This window comes from Burkholderia sp. LA-2-3-30-S1-D2 (assembly GCF_001523915.2).
GTDB classification, from domain to species: Bacteria; Pseudomonadota; Gammaproteobacteria; order Burkholderiales; family Burkholderiaceae; genus Burkholderia; species Burkholderia diffusa.
In genome coordinates, this window is sequence record NZ_CP013384.1 from 834077 (window position 1) to 849344 (window position 15268).

The window sequence follows — 15268 nt, forward strand, 5'->3', positions numbered from 1 at the left end:
CCGGATCAGCTAATTCGGTCGGTTGCCGACGTCGAGAAGCCGGTCGCGCGGCTGCCCGGCGCACGGTCGCGCTCGATGAAGTACGCGCGCGCGTTCGCGACGTCCAGTGCGATCGCGCGCGACAGCGCCTCGAGATCGTCGTACTTCGCCTCGTCACGCAGCTTCTTCAGGAATTCAACGCGGATCAGCTTGCCGTACGCGTCGCCGTGCCAGTCGAGCAGGTGGACTTCGAGCAGCACGCGGCCGGAATCGTCGACGGTCGGGCGCAGCCCGAGGCTCGCGACGCCCGGCAGCGGGTCGGGACCGAGGCCGTGCACCTGCACGACGAAGATGCCCGCGAGCGCCGGCCGCTTGTGCGCGATCGGCAGGTTCAGCGTCGGGAAACCGAGGTCGCGGCCGAGCTTCAGCCCGTGCGCGACGTGGCCGCTGATCGCATAGCCGTGGCCCAGCGCCTGCGCAGCCGCGCCGAGATCGCCCGCGGCGAGCGCGGCGCGCACGCCCGAGCTCGAGATGCGCGTGCCGTCGCTGCCGGCGACCGTGCCCATCTGCTCGACCTCGAAGCCGTACTGTTCGCCGGCCGCCTTCAGCGTGTCGAAGGTGCCCGCGCGCTTCGCGCCGTAGCAGAAATCGTCGCCGACCATCATCCAGCGCGTGTGCAGCCCGTTCACCAGCGTGCGTTCGACGAACGCCTGCGGCGACTGGCTCGCGAAGGTGTGGTTGAAGTGCTCGACGACGACGCGGTCGACACCGTGATCGCGCAGCGCCTCGAGCTTGTCGCGCAGCATCGCGATGCGCGGCGGCGCGCCGGCCGGATTGAAGAATTCGCGCGGGTGCGGCTCGAACGTCATCACGCACACGGGCAGGCCGCGCGCGTCCGCTGCCGCGCGCACGCGCGCGAGCAGGGCCTGGTGGCCGCGATGGACACCGTCGAAGTTGCCGATCGTCAGCGCGCACGGGGCACGGCTCTCGGCGTTGGGCAGGCCGCGGAAGACTTTCACGATAGCGGATGCAGCGGTCGGGGAATGGGCGGTGGGATGCCGCAAAGCAGAAGATTATAAACGTTCGGGCGGCCCGGCGGCCGAGAAGGGGGGAAACGCGGGGGCGAATGGTAAAATTCGCGGATGAAAAAACTCGTGATCCTGATTTCCGGTCGCGGCAGCAACATGGAGGCCATCGTCCGCGCGTGCGCGCAGGAACGCTGGCCGGCCGAGGTCGCTGCCGTGATCGCCAACCGGCCCGACGCGGCCGGCCTGGCTTTTGCCGCGTCGCACGGGGTGGCGACCGCGGTGGTCGACCATCGCTCGTTCGACGGCCGCGACAGCTTCGACGCGGCGCTCGCCGCCGAGATCGACCGTTTCGCGCCCGATCTCGTCGTGCTCGCCGGCTTCATGCGCATCCTCACGCCTGATTTCGTCAGACGATACGAGGGCCGGCTGCTGAACATCCATCCGTCGTTGCTGCCGAGCTTCAAGGGCATCCACACGCACCAGCAGGCGCTGGATGCCGGCGTCGCGCTGCATGGCGCGAGCGTGCATTTCGTGATTCCCGAGCTCGACAGCGGCGCGATCGTCGCGCAGGGCGCGGTGCCCGTGCGCGCGGGCGACGACGCGGCCGCGCTCGCGCAGCGCGTGCTGACGGTCGAGCACGTGCTGTATCCGCGTGCCGTGCGCTGGTTCGTCGAGGGGCGCCTGCGCCTCGAGAACGGCCGGGCAGTGGTGCCGCCGGATGAGGCGCGCTGGATTTTCGCGGATCAACCGCATACCGAAACGAGCGAGGGCGTATGAAGCTGCACGGATTCCTGATTGGCCAGACCGAGACCTTGCTGGCCGAGGTGCTGAAGTTCACCGGCCCGGCCGACGCGACCACGAGCCGGTTCTTCCGCGCGCACCCGAAGCTCGGCCACGCCGAGCGCGGCGTGATCGCCGAGGCGGTGTTCGCGGTGCTGCGCCGGAAGATGGAGTTTTCGCACCTGGCCGAGAGTGGCACGGGCAGCCCCGCGCGGCGCCTGACGCTGCTCGGCCTGATGCAGACGCTCGGCCGCAATGCGCTGAAGCCGTTCGTGTCCGACACCGAGGCCGCGTGGCTCGAGCACGTGTCGAAGATCGATCCGGCGAGCCTGCCGGTGCGCGTGCGCACGAACCTGCCGGACTGGATCTACCAGGCGCTGTCGGCCCGTTTCGATGCCGAGGAACTCGCGCAGCTCGCCGCTGCGCTGAACTACCCGGCGCCGCTGGACCTGCGCGCCAACGCGCAGAAGGCGACGCGCGAGCAGGTGATCGACGCGCTGCGCGCGAACGGCATCGACGCGGGCGAGACGCCGTTTGCGCCGCACGGCGTGCGCGTCGTCGGCAAGCCGGCGCTCACGCGCCTGAAGCTGTTCGAGGAAGGTCAGATCGAGGTGCAGGACGAGGGCAGCCAGCTGCTGTGCTCGCTGGTCGCGCCGCGACGCGGCGAGATGGTCGTCGATTTCTGCGCGGGCGCCGGCGGCAAGACGCTCGCGCTCGGCGCGATGATGCGCTCGACCGGGCGCCTGTATGCGTTCGACGTGTCGGAAAAGCGCCTCACGAAGCTGAAGCCGCGCCTCGCGCGCAGCGGGCTGTCGAACGTGAATCCGGTGCTGATCGACAGCGAGCACGACGCGAAGATCAAGCGGCTCGCCGGCAAGATCGACCGCGTGCTGGTCGACGCGCCGTGCAGCGGTCTCGGCACGCTGCGCCGCAACCCCGACCTCAAGTGGCGCCAGACGCGCACGTCGATCGAGGAACTCACGCCGAAGCAGGCGTCGATCCTCGCGAGCGCCGCGCGTCTCGTGAAGAAGGGCGGCCGGCTCGTATATGCGACCTGCAGCGTGCTCGACGCGGAGAACGAAGCGATCGTCGAGCAGTTCCTGGCCGATCATCCGGACTTCGTGCTGGTGCCCGCGCAGAAGGTGCTGGCCGACCAGCGCATCGCGCTCGAGACCGGCGACTACCTGTCGCTGTGGCCGCACCGCCATGCGACCGACGGCTTCTTCGCCGCGGTGCTCGAACGGCGCGCGCAGTAACGGCAGGACCCGCGGATGATGCAGAACCGCCTGCTGTCGCACCGGCTCGCGTCGGTGATCCGCGACTTCAACCAGCCCGTGATGATCTGGCAGGCAGCGATCCTCGTCGGCGCGCTGTGTTTCGCGTGGGTCGCCGCGCGCTTCGTGCACGGCCGCATCGACGCGCGCCGGCGCGCGGCCGGCCGGACGCCGGGTGCCGGTGCGCAAAGCCTGAAGCGCGCGCTGTTCCCGCTGTTCGGCGGCCTGTTCGTGCTGGCCGCGCAGCTTGGGTTCGACCCGTTCATGTCGACGTCGCTGCTGTCGCTCGCGCTCGTGCCGCTGTTCGGCATCGGGTTGATCTACGTACTGTTCTTCTTCGCGCGGCGCGTGTTTGCCCGTGACGGCCACACGCATGCGTGGCTGTCGATCGTCGAGAAGATCGTGTCGGTGATCGTGTGGGCGGCGATGGTGCTCACGGTGCTGGGGATCCAGCGCGACGTGATCGCGTGGCTCGACAGTGTGCAGTTCCGCGTCGCGAATGCGCACCTGACGCTGCTGTCGGTGATATCCGGCGCGCTGTGGGTGTGCGTGACGCTGATGGTCGCGATGTGGCTCGGCTCCGTGTTCGAGGAGCGTCTCGCGCGCGCCGCCACGCTCGACGCGAACCTGAAGGTCGTGCTGTCACGGGTCGGCCGCGCGCTGCTCGTGTTCGCGGCGATCCTGATCGGGCTGTCGCTCGTCGGCATCGACGTGACGGTGCTCGGCGTGTTCGGCGGTGCGGTGGGCGTCGGCCTCGGCTTCGGGCTGCAGAAGATCGCCAGCAATTACGTGTCGGGCTTCATCATCCTGCTCGACCGCTCGTTGCGGCTCGGCGACGCGATCAGCGTCGGCGGGCTGCAGGGCGTCGTCACGCAGATTCGCACGCGTTATACGGTCGTGCGCGGCCTCGACGGCAACGAGACGCTGATCCCGAACGAGAAACTGATCACCGACGTCGTGCAGAACCAGTCGTCGTACCTGACGCGCGGCTATGCGAAGGTCGCCGTGCAGGTCGCCTATACCAGCGACGTCGAGCAGGCGCTCTCGGTGCTCGCGGAAGCCGCAAACGGCGTGCCGCGCGTGCTCGCGGAGCCGGCGCCGACCGCGTACCTGGTCAGCTTCGGCGCGGACGGGATCGATCTGGAGCTCGGTTTCTGGATCGAGGATTCGGCGAAAGGCACGTCGGGCGTGCGTTCGTCCGTGAACCGCAACATCTGGCGGCTTTTCGGCGAGCACGGAATCTCGATTCCGTTTCCGCAGCGCGAAGTGCGCGTGGTCGGCCTGCCCGACGGGTTTGCCGCGACCGGCATGGTGGCCGAGGGCGTGTCCGCGGCGGCGGTCAACGGCGCGGGGGACGGGCAGGCGTCGGCTGCCTAGGCGCGAATCAGGCAAATCGGGCGGTCAGAACCGGAGCGCGGGGCTTTCCCGGTCCGCCGATGGACTGTCCGCGTTGCGTCAAGACAAGAAAATATTCATTTTTTACAAAGACTTGGAACGGTTGAAGTAAAATTCCGGTCTACACGCGGTATGCTTTCATTTTTATGACGTCGGCCTGCGCCGGCGTCGCTCTCACCACAGGTAACTGCCTTGTTGAATTCCCTGCTCGATTTTCTTTCCCACGGGCTCCTGCGCTTTTCGTGGTGGCAGGTCGCGCTGTTCGCGCTCGCCGTCACGCACGTCACGATCATTGGCGTGACGGTCTACCTGCACCGCTGCCAGGCGCACCGCGCGCTGGAGCTGCACCCGATCGCGAGCCACTTCTTCCGTGTCTGGCTGTGGATGACGACGGGCATGCTGACGGGCCAGTGGGCCGCGATCCATCGCAAGCACCATGCGAAATGCGAAACCGAGGAAGATCCGCACAGCCCGCAGACGCGTGGCATCTGGAAGGTGTTCCTCGAAGGCGCCGAGCTGTATCGCGCGGAGGCGAAGAACGAAGAAACGATGCGCAAGTTCAGCCACGGCACGCCGAATGACTGGATCGAGCGCAATCTGTACTCGAAATACCCGATCCTTGGCGTGAGCCTGATGATGGTGATCGACGTCGCGCTGTTCGGCGTGCTCGGCCTGACCGTGTGGGCCGTGCAGATGGTCTGGATTCCGTTCTGGGCCGCGGGTGTCGTGAACGGGTTCGGCCACTTCTGGGGCTACCGCAACTTCAACTCGGCCGACGCGAGCACGAACCTGTTCCCGTGGGGCATCGTGATCGGCGGCGAAGAACTGCACAACAACCACCACACGTTCGCGACGTCGGCGAAGCTGTCGAACAAGTGGTACGAGTTCGATATCGGCTGGATGTATATCCGCATCATGTCGGCATTCGGTCTCGCGAAGGTGAAGAAGGTCGCCCCGACCCCGCGTCTGAACAAGCCGAAGACGGTGCTCGACCAGGAAACGCTGCAGGCCGTGCTGTCGAACCGCTACGAAGTGATGGCGCGCTACGGCAAGGCCGTGAAGCGTGCGTACCGCCAGGAGCTCGCGCACCTGAAGGAACTCGGTTCGAGCGAGAAGTACCAGCTGATGCGCGGCGCGCGCAAGTGGTTCCACAAGGATGCCGACGGCCTCGACGAGCCGCAGAAGAAGCTGCTGCCGGAGATTTTCGCGAGCAGCCAGAAGCTGCATACGTACTTCCAGCTGCGCCAGGATCTGGCCGCGATCTGGGATCGTTCGACCGCCTCGCGCGAACAGCTGCTCGCGCAATTGCAGGATTGGTGCCATCGCGCGGAACAAAGCGGCATCAAGGCGCTGCAGGAATTCGCGACGCGCCTGCGTCGCTACGCCTGATTCGAAATCGATTAGAATCTCAGGACGTCACAAACCCCGCGTTGGCGGGGTTTTTTCATTTGGGCGGCTGGTTTTCGAAGGGCGACCGGAAGCGCCGGAATTCGTATGAGGCTTGGGGGCACGGCGACGTGGTGCCCCGGGTGATAGCGTAGAGGATGGGGCTGGAGTGCGCGCTGAAACGCTGACTCGGGCCGACCGCGAAGCATGGGGCCCGAGTAAGTGCTAAAGCACTAACTCGGGCCGACAGGAGATATGGAGATGCAATCGACGATCAAATCCGTCGAGTACGACCGGCCGGTCTCGGCAGGAACCGTCTGTGGCGTCGGGCAAGCGTGGGCCAAGGTGCCCGATGCACCGTCGGCCGAAGAACGCGCCGCCCTGAAGGCGCGCATCAAGGCGCTGCTCGCACGTGAAAAGGCCGTGCTCGTCGCTCACTACTACGTGGATGCCGAGCTGCAGGAACTGGCCGACGAAACCGGCGGCTGCGTCGCCGATTCGCTTGAAATGGCCCGCTTCGGCCGCGACCACGACGCACAGACGCTCGTCGTCGCCGGCGTGCGCTTCATGGGCGAAACCGCCAAGATCCTGAGCCCCGGGAAACGCGTACTGATGCCCGATCTCGACGCGACCTGCTCGCTCGATCTCGGTTGCCCGGTCGACGAATTCTCCGCGTTCTGCGATGCGCATCCCGATCGCACCGTCGTCGTCTACGCAAACACCAGCGCCGCCGTGAAGGCGCGCGCCGACTGGATGGTCACGTCGTCGATCGGCCTCGAGATCGTCGCTGATCTGCACGCACGGGGCGAGAAGATCATCTGGGCACCCGATCGCCATCTCGGCAGCTACATCCAGAAGAAAACCGGCGCGGACATGCTGTTGTGGCAAGGTTCGTGCCTCGTCCACGACGAATTCAAGGGCATCGAGCTCGACCTGCTGCGCGCCGAGTATCCGGACGCGAAGGTGCTCGTGCATCCCGAGTCGCCGGAAAACGTCGTCGCGCAGGCGGACGTCGTCGGCTCGACGACGCAACTGATCGACGCAGCCGTGAAGTTCGACGCGACGCACTTCATCGTCGCGACCGACCTCGGCATCCTGCACAAAATGCAGCTCGCGGCGCCCGGCAAGACCTTCATCGCCGCGCCGACGGCCGGCAACAGCGCGACCTGCAAGAGCTGCGCCCATTGCCCGTGGATGGCGATGAACGGCCTCGCGAACCTCGCCGACGTGCTCGAGCGCGGTCACAACGAGATCTTCGTCGATCCCGCGATCGGCGCGCGCGCGCGACTGCCGATCGACCGGATGCTCGATTTCGCAGCGGCGCACAAGAAGCGCGTGCAGGCGAGCGGCGATCTGCAGCGCGATCAGCAACTGTTCGCGAACGTGGGGGCTGCATGATCGGCGCAGTTTCTCCACTGTTCGAAGCCGTGCGCGCACAATACGGCGCGGCATTCGACGAAGCGATCGCACGCAACGTCGCCGATGCGATCGCCGAAGACGTCGGCACCGGTGACCAGACCGGGCGACTCGTGCCGGCCGGGGAGCGGCGCCGTGCGCGCATCATCGTGCGTGAGGAAGCGGTGTTGTGTGGCGTGCCGTGGTTTGAGGCCGTCATCTCGCGCATCGATCCGTCGATCGTCGTGCAGTGGCGGTATCGCGAAGGCGACCGGATGACGCCGGATTCGACGGTCTGCGAACTCGAAGGACCGGCGCGCGCGCTGTTGACGGCCGAGCGCAACGGGCTGAACTTCCTGCAACTGCTGTCGGGCGTCGCGACCGCAACGCGTCGTTACGTCGATCGCGTCGAAGGCACGCGCGCGAAGATTCTCGATACGCGCAAGACGCTGCCGGGCCTGCGGCTCGCGCAGAAGTACGCGGTGCGGGTCGGTGGCGGCGAGAACCAGCGTCTCGCGCTGTACGACGGCATCCTGATCAAGGAAAACCACATTGCGGCAGCCGGCGGCGTCGGCGAAGCGCTCGATGCGGCGTTCGCCCTTGATTCAGGCGTGCCGGTGCAGGTCGAGGTCGAGACGCTCGCGCAGCTCGACACGGCGCTTGCGCACGGCGCGCAATCGGTGCTGCTCGACAACTTCACGCTCGACATGATGCGCGAAGCGGTGCGTGTCGCGACCGGCAAGGCCGTGCTCGAAGTGTCGGGCGGTGTCAATTTCGACACGGTGCGCACGTTCGCGGAGACGGGCGTCGACCGCATCTCGATCGGCGCGCTGACGAAGGACGTGCGCGCGACCGACTATTCGATGCGGATCGTCGACTGACCGCGCGATAGTCCGTCTGACGAAAAAAAGCCGCTGGCGCGCAAACGCCAGCGGCTTTTTTGTGGGCCTCAAGCCGGGAAGGGCCTGCCGCTCAGCGGCGCGAGCGGGGCGTGAGCACGCTCGGCAGCGCCTTCGGCAGCGTGTGCGGCCAGTCGCGGCTGTAGTGCAGCCCGCGGCTTTCGCGGCGCGAGTACGCGCTCTTCACGATCAGTGTCGCGACGTCGACGAGATTGCGCAGTTCGAGCAGGTCGCGCGTCACGCGAAAGTTTGCGTAGTACTCGTGGATCTCGTCGCGCAGCAGCGACAAACGATGCTTCGCACGCTCGAGACGCTTGTCGGTGCGTACGATGCCGACGTAGTTCCACATCAGCCGGCGCAGTTCGTCCCAGTTGTGCGCGACGACGACTTCCTCGTCCGCATCCGACACGCGGCTTTCGTCCCATGCGGGCAGCGTGCCCGGCGTTTCGGCGTCGAAGCCGGCGGCCTCGATCGCCTCGGCCGCCGCGCGGCCGATCACAAGGCATTCGAGCAGCGAATTGCTCGCGAGCCGGTTCGCGCCGTGCAGCCCTGTGTACGACGTCTCGCCGACCGCATACAGGCCCGCGAGATCGGTGCGTCCCGCGAGGTCGGTGACGACGCCGCCGCACGTGTAGTGCGCGGCCGGCACGACCGGAATCGGCTGCTTCGCGATGTCGATGCCGAATTCGAGGCAGCGCGCGTGGATCGTCGGGAAGTGTTCGCGCAGGAATGCTTCGGGCTGATGGCTGATGTCGAGATACACGCAGTCGATCCCGCGCTTCTTGATCTCGAAGTCGATCGCGCGCGCGACGATGTCGCGCGGCGCGAGTTCCGCGCGCGGATCGTGCGCGGGCATGAAGCGCGTGCCATCCGGCAGTTTCAGCAGGCCGCCTTCGCCGCGCACGGCTTCCGAAATCAGGAACGATTTCGCGTACGGATGGAACAGGCAGGTCGGGTGGAACTGGATGAATTCCATGTTCGACACGCGGCAGCCCGCGCGCCACGCCATCGCGATGCCGTCGCCGGTCGCGGTGTCGGGGTTCGTCGTGTACAGGTAGACCTTGCCGGCGCCGCCGGTCGCGAGTACCGTGTGCGGCGCCTCGATCGTGATCGTGCGATCGTTGTCGACGTCGAGCGCATACAGCCCGTGACAGCGGCGGCCGGGCAGCCCGAGCCGGTCCGACGTGATCAGGTCGATCGCATGGTGGTTTTCGAAGAACGTGATGTTCGGATGCTGGCGCGCGCGGTCGGACAGCGTCGCGAGCACCGCATGGCCGGTTGCGTCGGCCGCGTGGATGATTCGGCGGTGGCTATGGCCGCCTTCGCGCGTCAGATGGAAACCGAGTTCGGCCGCATCGTCCTTCGTGAACGGCACGCCCTGCGAAATCAGCCATTCGATCGCTTCGCGGCCGTGCTCGACGATGTAGCGCGTCGCGCCTTCGTCGCACAGCCCGCCGCCGGCGACCAGCGTGTCGTCGACGTGGTTCTCGATGCTGTCCGCCGAATCGAGGACGGCCGCAATGCCGCCTTGCGCGTGATCGCTTGCCCCCTCCATCATCGAACGTTTAGCGATCAGCGCGACACGTCGCGTGCTGGCCAGGTTGAGTGCGACCGACAGCCCTGCCAGGCCGCTGCCGACGATCGCCACGTCGAATTTCATGCTGCATCTCCATCGTTACGCTTTAGCTCTTGTGCGTTCCGCCGGCCGTGGCCGGGGAAAGAGGAGAGCATACCGCGTCGGGCTCGCGCGTGCGCGCAAAACCCCACGCGTGCGCGCAAAACAAAAAGCCCCGCATGTGCGGGGCTTTTTGGTCGCCGTCAGGCTGGCAGAAACCGGAGATTACTTGATCTTGGTTTCTTTGTATTCCACATGCTTGCGGACGACGGGATCGAACTTCTTGATCGCCATCTTTTCCGGCATGTTGCGCTTGTTCTTCGTGGTCGTGTAGAAGTGACCCGTACCAGCGGTCGACTCCAGCTTGATCTTGTCGCGTGCGCCTTTTGCCATGATTGTGCTCCTTGGGCTTAGGCTTCGCCGCGTGCGCGCAGGTCAGCGAGCACGGAATCGATGCCGTTCTTGTCGATCAGGCGCAGGCCGGCGTTCGAAACGCGCAGGCGCACCCAGCGGTTTTCGCTCTCCACCCAGAACCGGCGGTTTTGCAGGTTCGGGAGGAAGCGGCGCTTCGTCTTGTTGTTGGCGTGGGAAACGTTGTTGCCGCTCATCGGCGCTTTCCCAGTTACTTGGCATACGCGTGCCATGAGAGCACTCCTAATACGCTAAATTCGGGGTTCGATCGCCGATGAAGGTTCCATCGTACCGCCACGTGATCCATGGCTGCACTCAGAACGCCGAAGCCTTTACAGACAAGGCCCTTCGATGGCTAGAACTGGTTGGAAAAAAGACAGACGACGATTCTAGCAGAAAAAGTTCAGAAAAATCAAACCCAATTTCGCTTCGTCGTTGCGGAGACCCCGGGGCGGGTCGCCGGGCCACAGTCTACAGCCAACCGGCGCGTGCGAACGAAAATGTATCGTCGGTGCCGACGACGACGTGATCGAGCAGCTTCGCGTCGACGAGCGTGAGCGCTTCGTGCAGCATGCGCGTCAGGCGACGATCTTCCGCGCTGGGCTGCACCGCGCCGGACGGGTGATTGTGCGCGATGATCAGCGCAGCGGCATTCAGCATGAGCGCGCGCCGCACGATCTCGCGCGGATAGACGACCATCCGCGTCAGCGAGCCGCGGGCGCTCTCTTCAACGTCGATGAGGCCATGACGGGCGTCCAGGTACAGCGTGATGAATACTTCGTGCGGACGCGTGCCGATCCTGAGCCGCAGATAGTCCTCGACCGCGCCTGGCGAGCCGATCTGCATCCGCTCGCGGGCTTTCTCGGCCAGCGCGCGCTGAACGATCTCGGTCACCGCGATCAGTACCGCCGAGCGAGCGGGGCCGATGCCGGGGTGCATGGCGAACGCGCCGGGCTCCGCGTCGAGCATGTTGCGCAGCGAGTCGCCGAAACGTGCGAGCAGCGCGCGGGCGCTGGCGAACACGTCGTGGCCGCCGCCGCCCGTGCCGAGCAGCAGCGCGATCAGCTCCGCGTCGGTCAGCGCGGCCGGCCCGCGTTCCAGCAAACGCTCGCGCGGCAGATGGGGTTTCCAGTTTCGCGGGCGGCGCGTGCGCGGCGGCGTGGCTGCGTCGATGCGGCGGGCCGGAGCGACGGGCGCATCGGCGATGTCGCGACATTCGGTCGCCGGGGCGGCGAGACAGGGTGACGGCATGATCCAGACTCCATTGGCGGCGTGCGCGGGCGCGATGTCGTCGCACTTTCAGCCTTGCGCGCTCAGGTGACTTACAATATTGGCTTTGCGCCGGGCCTTTCGGCCAGTTCGGGCGCCGACGAACACGAGTCATTCATGAGCATCATCGACCTATCCGAAGTGAAGCCCGGTTCCCATGTCACGCTGCATTACCGGCTTGCGTTGGCCGACGGCGCCGACATCGTCAACACCTTCTCCGACAAGCCCGCCACGCTGCTGCTCGGCGCGGGGCAACTGGCGCCCTCGCTGGAACAGATTCTGATCGGGCTCAGGGTGGGCGACCATTCGACTTATCAGCTAACGCCCGAGCAGGGGTTCGGTCCCCGCAATCCCGACATGCTCCAGCGCGTGACGCTGTCGACGCTGCGCGAGAACGGGATGGTCGGCGACGATTTCACGCCGGGCGACCTGATCGAGTTCAACGCGCCGGACGGCGGCCGCTATGCAGGGGTGCTGAAGGAAGTCAGCGAAACCTCGGCGCTGTTCGACTTCAATCATCCGCTCGCGGGCCAAGCGCTCACGTTCGAAGTGAAAATCATCGGAATCCTGTAATCATGAGCACCACCGATACGCTGTCCGGGCAGACCGTCGCCGCCGATGCCGAAATCCTGCTGGCCCAGCCGCGGGGCTTCTGCGCGGGCGTCGATCGTGCGATCGAGATCGTCGAGCGCGCGATCGCGATGCACGGTGCGCCGATCTACGTCCGTCACGAGATCGTCCACAACAAGTACGTGGTCGAGGATCTGAAGAAGAAAGGCGCGATCTTCGTCGAGGAACTCGAGGAAGTGCCGGCCGGCAACACCGTGATCTTCAGCGCGCACGGCGTGTCGAAGGCCGTGCGCGACGAGGCGGACGTGCGCGGGTTGCGCATTTACGACGCAACGTGCCCGCTCGTCACGAAGGTGCACGTCGAAGTGGCGAAGATGCGCCAGGACGGTGTCGACATCGTGATGATCGGCCACAAGGGCCACCCGGAAGTCGAGGGCACGATGGGGCAGGTCGAGCGCGGCATGCATCTCGTCGAAAGCGTCGAGGACGTGCAGAAGCTCGAGCTCGCCGATCCCGAGCGCATCGCACTCGTCACGCAGACGACACTGTCCGTCGACGACGCCGCCGAGATCATCGGCGCGCTGAAGGCGAAGTATCCGAAGATTCGCGAACCGAAGAAACAGGACATCTGCTACGCGACGCAGAACCGCCAGGATGCGGTGAAGTTCATGGCGCCGCAGTGCGACGTCGTGATCGTCGTCGGCAGCCCGAACAGCTCGAATTCGAGCCGGCTGCGTGAAGTGGCCGAGAAGCGTGGCGTGGCCGCGTACATGGTCGACGCACCGGACCAGATCGATCCGGCATGGGTCGCCGGCAAGCGCCGCATCGGCGTGACGGCCGGGGCATCGGCGCCGGAAGTGCTCGCCCAGGCCGTGATCGCGCGGCTGCGCGAGCTGGGTGTGCGCAACGTCCGCGCACTCGAAGGCATCGAGGAAAACGTGTCGTTTCCGCTGCCGCGCGGGCTGAACCTGCCGCCTGCCGCCTGATTGCCGCATCGCACCCGCGATACCCCGAAGCGCGCCGTTTGGCGCGCTTTTTTTTGCGTTGCGAAAACGAGATCGCAACCATTATTCACATCAATGGTGCAACCCGGTTGCTATCGCCGCGCCGAACCGCCTCTCAAAATTGGTTGCAATGCAGGAAAACCCCATCGAATCAGGATTATTGGCGTCCTATAAATGGAGTTACAATGCGCCCGTTTTCAGGCCGGAATGGCTTTGAAATCGGGTTTTGGCAAGGCGCGGGAGACCTACTCGATGCATGTGAAGTTGGCTTACGCCATGTCCGTCGCCGCACCGGTTGCAATGACTGCCGGCTGCAGCAAAAAGAGCGACGACGAGGCGGGCAGGGACGCTGCGGCACGCGCAGCACTGGCAGCCAGCGACGTGCGCGCTGCCGGAACCGGTCGTGCGGTGCCGTTGGTGTGCCGCATTGCGCAATCGGACAGTGACAAGGACTACGGGGCACGTTTGGCGATCGAGGAAATCAACGCGCAGGGCTCGAAGATCGGCATGCATTCGGTACGGCAGGCAGCACGCGCCGGCGCCGCCGCCATCGACCGGGCGACGGGCCTGCAGATTGTCCGACAACGAGCCGCGGACCGCGATGCGGCAACGGCAGGGCGCGTCGAACGACGGACGCCCGGGTTTCGGGGCAACGCAGGCGACGTGCAAATGTCACGGGCCCCCTTTCATTTCGATTCGACGAAACAGCGTGTCGCCGCGACCCATCGCGTCGCGGCGGGCGGTCTGCTTCGTTTCACGGATTCCGACGCAGTCCTGACGAGAGTCGGGCGCCACCTTCGCGATGCCGGTTCGGGCGCCGCGGGGGTGGCGGCGGACGGCCCGCTTGCAGCGCAGGCGACGGCGTCCGGCATCGGAGCGCAAACCCTTGGCGACAACGGCATGTGCGTCGCCAAGGTGGTCGAGCCCGCGGGCGACGCGGCGCGCAACCTGATCTGTCCGGATGCAGGGTTCGTCCCGGCCCGGACGGAAAAAGGCATGGCGTTCGGGAAACCGGACACCGGCCGTTGCGGCACGTGCCTTACGACTTCAAGGAGGCCAAGTACACCGTCCTCGATGTCGTGACGATTTAGCGACGGGACTCATGATGGCACCGAAACAGTGCGGTGCCGTTCTGTATCCGCTCCGGCGGCAGGTCCGGCCGTACAGGCCGGGCGGCGCGCGCCGGGACGATCCACCCTTACCGGTATCGACTAGTACCCGCAGTGTCGCCGAGAAGGCGCGATTCCTCGCTTACCCGCGGGGCGCAACGTCCTCCGGCAGCATGGGCCAAGGAGCTTTAAATGGATATTTTCATCCAGCAGATCCTCAACGGGCTGGTGCTCGGCAGTGTCTACGCCATCATCGCGTTGGGCTACACGATGGTGTACGGCATTCTCGGCATCATCAACTTCGCGCACGGCGACGTGCTGATGATCGGCGCGATGGTCGCCCTGTCGGCGATCACCGTGCTGCAGAACCACTTCCCTGGACTCGGCAACGTCGCGACGCTGACGATCGGCCTTGGCATCGCCGCGGTCGTCTGCGCATGCGTGGGCTACACGATCGAGCGTGTCGCGTACCGGCCGCTGCGCCGCGCGCCGCGTCTCGCCCCGCTGATCACCGCGATCGGCGTGTCGATCCTGCTGCAGACGGCCGCGATGATCATCTGGTCGCGCAACCCGCTGCCGTTCCCGCAATTGCTGCCGACCGATCCGATCAACGTGATCAAGGCGACCGACACGACGCCCGGCGCCGTGATCTCGGTGACTGAAATCGTGATCATCGCGGTGGCGTTCATCGTGATGGCAGGTCTCCTGCTGCTCGTGCACAAGACCAAGCTCGGCCGCGCGATGCGTGCGATCGCCGAAAGCCCGAACACCGCGAGCCTGATGGGCGTGAACCCGAACTTCGTGATCTCGGCGACGTTCATGATCGGCTCCGCGCTCGCCGCGCTGGCCGGCGTGATGATCGCGTCCGAATACGGCAACGTGCACTTCTACATGGGCTTCATCCCCGGCATGAAGGCGTTCACGGCGGCGGTGCTCGGCGGGATCGGCAACCTCGGCGGCGCGATGGTCGGCGGCGTGGTGCTCGGCCTGATCGAGCAGCTCGGCGCGGGCTACATCGGCGACCTCACGGGCGGCGTATTCGGCAGTAACTACCAGGACGTGTTCGCATTCGTCGTGCTGATCATCGTGCTGGTGTTCCGTCCGTCGGGCCTGCTGGGCGAACGTGTCGCGGACCGCGCGTAACGGAAGGGGAG

Annotated in this window: 14 protein-coding genes and 1 pseudogene; 10 read left to right on the forward strand and 5 right to left on the reverse strand. The window is 66.0% G+C overall.

What is annotated here, in order from left to right; genetic code table 11:
- Positions 1–5: 5 nt before the first annotated feature.
- The gene (locus tag WS66_RS16500; protein WP_059603965.1) at positions 6–998 is read right to left on the reverse strand and encodes a bifunctional riboflavin kinase/FAD synthetase; all 993 of its coding nucleotides are present in this window, start codon (positions 996–998) and stop codon (positions 6–8) included.
- 123 nt (positions 999–1121) lie between these two features.
- On the opposite strand from WS66_RS16500, the gene purN reads away from it, so the two are divergent.
- The 6 genes from purN to nadC all read left to right on the forward strand — a co-directional run bounded on the left by purN (position 1122) and on the right by nadC (position 8118).
- Positions 1122–1784, forward strand: a complete 663-nt coding sequence (purN, locus tag WS66_RS16505) for a phosphoribosylglycinamide formyltransferase (RefSeq protein WP_059603964.1) — start codon at positions 1122–1124, stop codon at positions 1782–1784.
- Positions 1781–3043, forward strand: a complete 1263-nt coding sequence (locus WS66_RS16510; RefSeq protein WP_059603963.1) for an RsmB/NOP family class I SAM-dependent RNA methyltransferase — start codon at positions 1781–1783, stop codon at positions 3041–3043. Before purN ends, WS66_RS16510 begins: the two co-directional genes overlap by 4 nt.
- Before the next feature lie 15 nt (positions 3044–3058).
- Positions 3059–4438, forward strand: a complete 1380-nt coding sequence (locus tag WS66_RS16515; RefSeq protein WP_059603959.1) for a mechanosensitive ion channel family protein — start codon at positions 3059–3061, stop codon at positions 4436–4438.
- Between the two features lie 210 nt (positions 4439–4648).
- Positions 4649–5845: a DesA family fatty acid desaturase gene (locus tag WS66_RS16520; protein ID WP_059603957.1), complete on the forward strand. Its 1197-nt coding sequence runs from the start codon at positions 4649–4651 to the stop codon at positions 5843–5845.
- A gap of 258 nt (positions 5846–6103) precedes the next feature.
- A complete protein-coding gene (gene nadA, locus WS66_RS16525; protein WP_059511738.1) occupies positions 6104–7240 on the forward strand; it encodes a quinolinate synthase NadA in 1137 nt (378 codons plus the stop codon).
- Positions 7237–8118, forward strand: a complete 882-nt coding sequence (gene nadC / locus WS66_RS16530) for a carboxylating nicotinate-nucleotide diphosphorylase (RefSeq protein ID WP_059603955.1) — start codon at positions 7237–7239, stop codon at positions 8116–8118. Before nadA ends, nadC begins: the two co-directional genes overlap by 4 nt.
- Before the next feature lie 91 nt (positions 8119–8209).
- On the opposite strand, the gene nadB is transcribed toward nadC, so the two are convergent.
- From nadB to radC, 4 genes are all read right to left on the reverse strand, one after another.
- The gene (nadB, locus tag WS66_RS16535) at positions 8210–9796 is read right to left on the reverse strand and encodes an L-aspartate oxidase (protein ID WP_059603954.1); all 1587 of its coding nucleotides are present in this window, start codon (positions 9794–9796) and stop codon (positions 8210–8212) included.
- A gap of 180 nt (positions 9797–9976) precedes the next feature.
- Positions 9977–10144, reverse strand: coding sequence for a 50S ribosomal protein L33 (rpmG, locus tag WS66_RS16540; protein ID WP_006478046.1), 168 nt, complete (start codon positions 10142–10144; stop codon positions 9977–9979).
- 17 nt (positions 10145–10161) lie between these two features.
- Positions 10162–10395: a 50S ribosomal protein L28 gene (gene rpmB, locus WS66_RS16545; RefSeq protein WP_004186391.1), complete on the reverse strand. Its 234-nt coding sequence runs from the start codon at positions 10393–10395 to the stop codon at positions 10162–10164.
- A gap of 238 nt (positions 10396–10633) precedes the next feature.
- Positions 10634–11413 (reverse strand): RadC family protein, encoded by a 780-nt coding sequence (gene radC, locus WS66_RS16550; protein ID WP_059603951.1) that lies wholly within the window; start codon positions 11411–11413, stop codon positions 10634–10636.
- A gap of 135 nt (positions 11414–11548) precedes the next feature.
- Between radC and WS66_RS16560 the strand changes: the two genes are divergently transcribed.
- From WS66_RS16560 to WS66_RS16575, 4 genes and pseudogenes are all read left to right on the forward strand, one after another.
- Positions 11549–12004 carry an FKBP-type peptidyl-prolyl cis-trans isomerase gene (locus WS66_RS16560; protein ID WP_059468284.1) on the forward strand — a complete coding sequence of 152 codons (456 nt, stop codon included), beginning with the start codon at positions 11549–11551 and terminating at the stop codon, positions 12002–12004.
- Between the two features lie 2 nt (positions 12005–12006).
- Positions 12007–12987 (forward strand): 4-hydroxy-3-methylbut-2-enyl diphosphate reductase, encoded by a 981-nt coding sequence (gene ispH, locus WS66_RS16565; protein ID WP_059603948.1) that lies wholly within the window; start codon positions 12007–12009, stop codon positions 12985–12987.
- A gap of 270 nt (positions 12988–13257) precedes the next feature.
- Positions 13258–14096, forward strand: a pseudogene (locus WS66_RS16570) (branched-chain amino acid ABC transporter).
- Between the two features lie 210 nt (positions 14097–14306).
- The gene (locus tag WS66_RS16575) at positions 14307–15257 is read left to right on the forward strand and encodes a branched-chain amino acid ABC transporter permease (RefSeq protein WP_059603945.1); all 951 of its coding nucleotides are present in this window, start codon (positions 14307–14309) and stop codon (positions 15255–15257) included.
- The last annotated feature ends 11 nt before the right edge of the window (positions 15258–15268 follow it).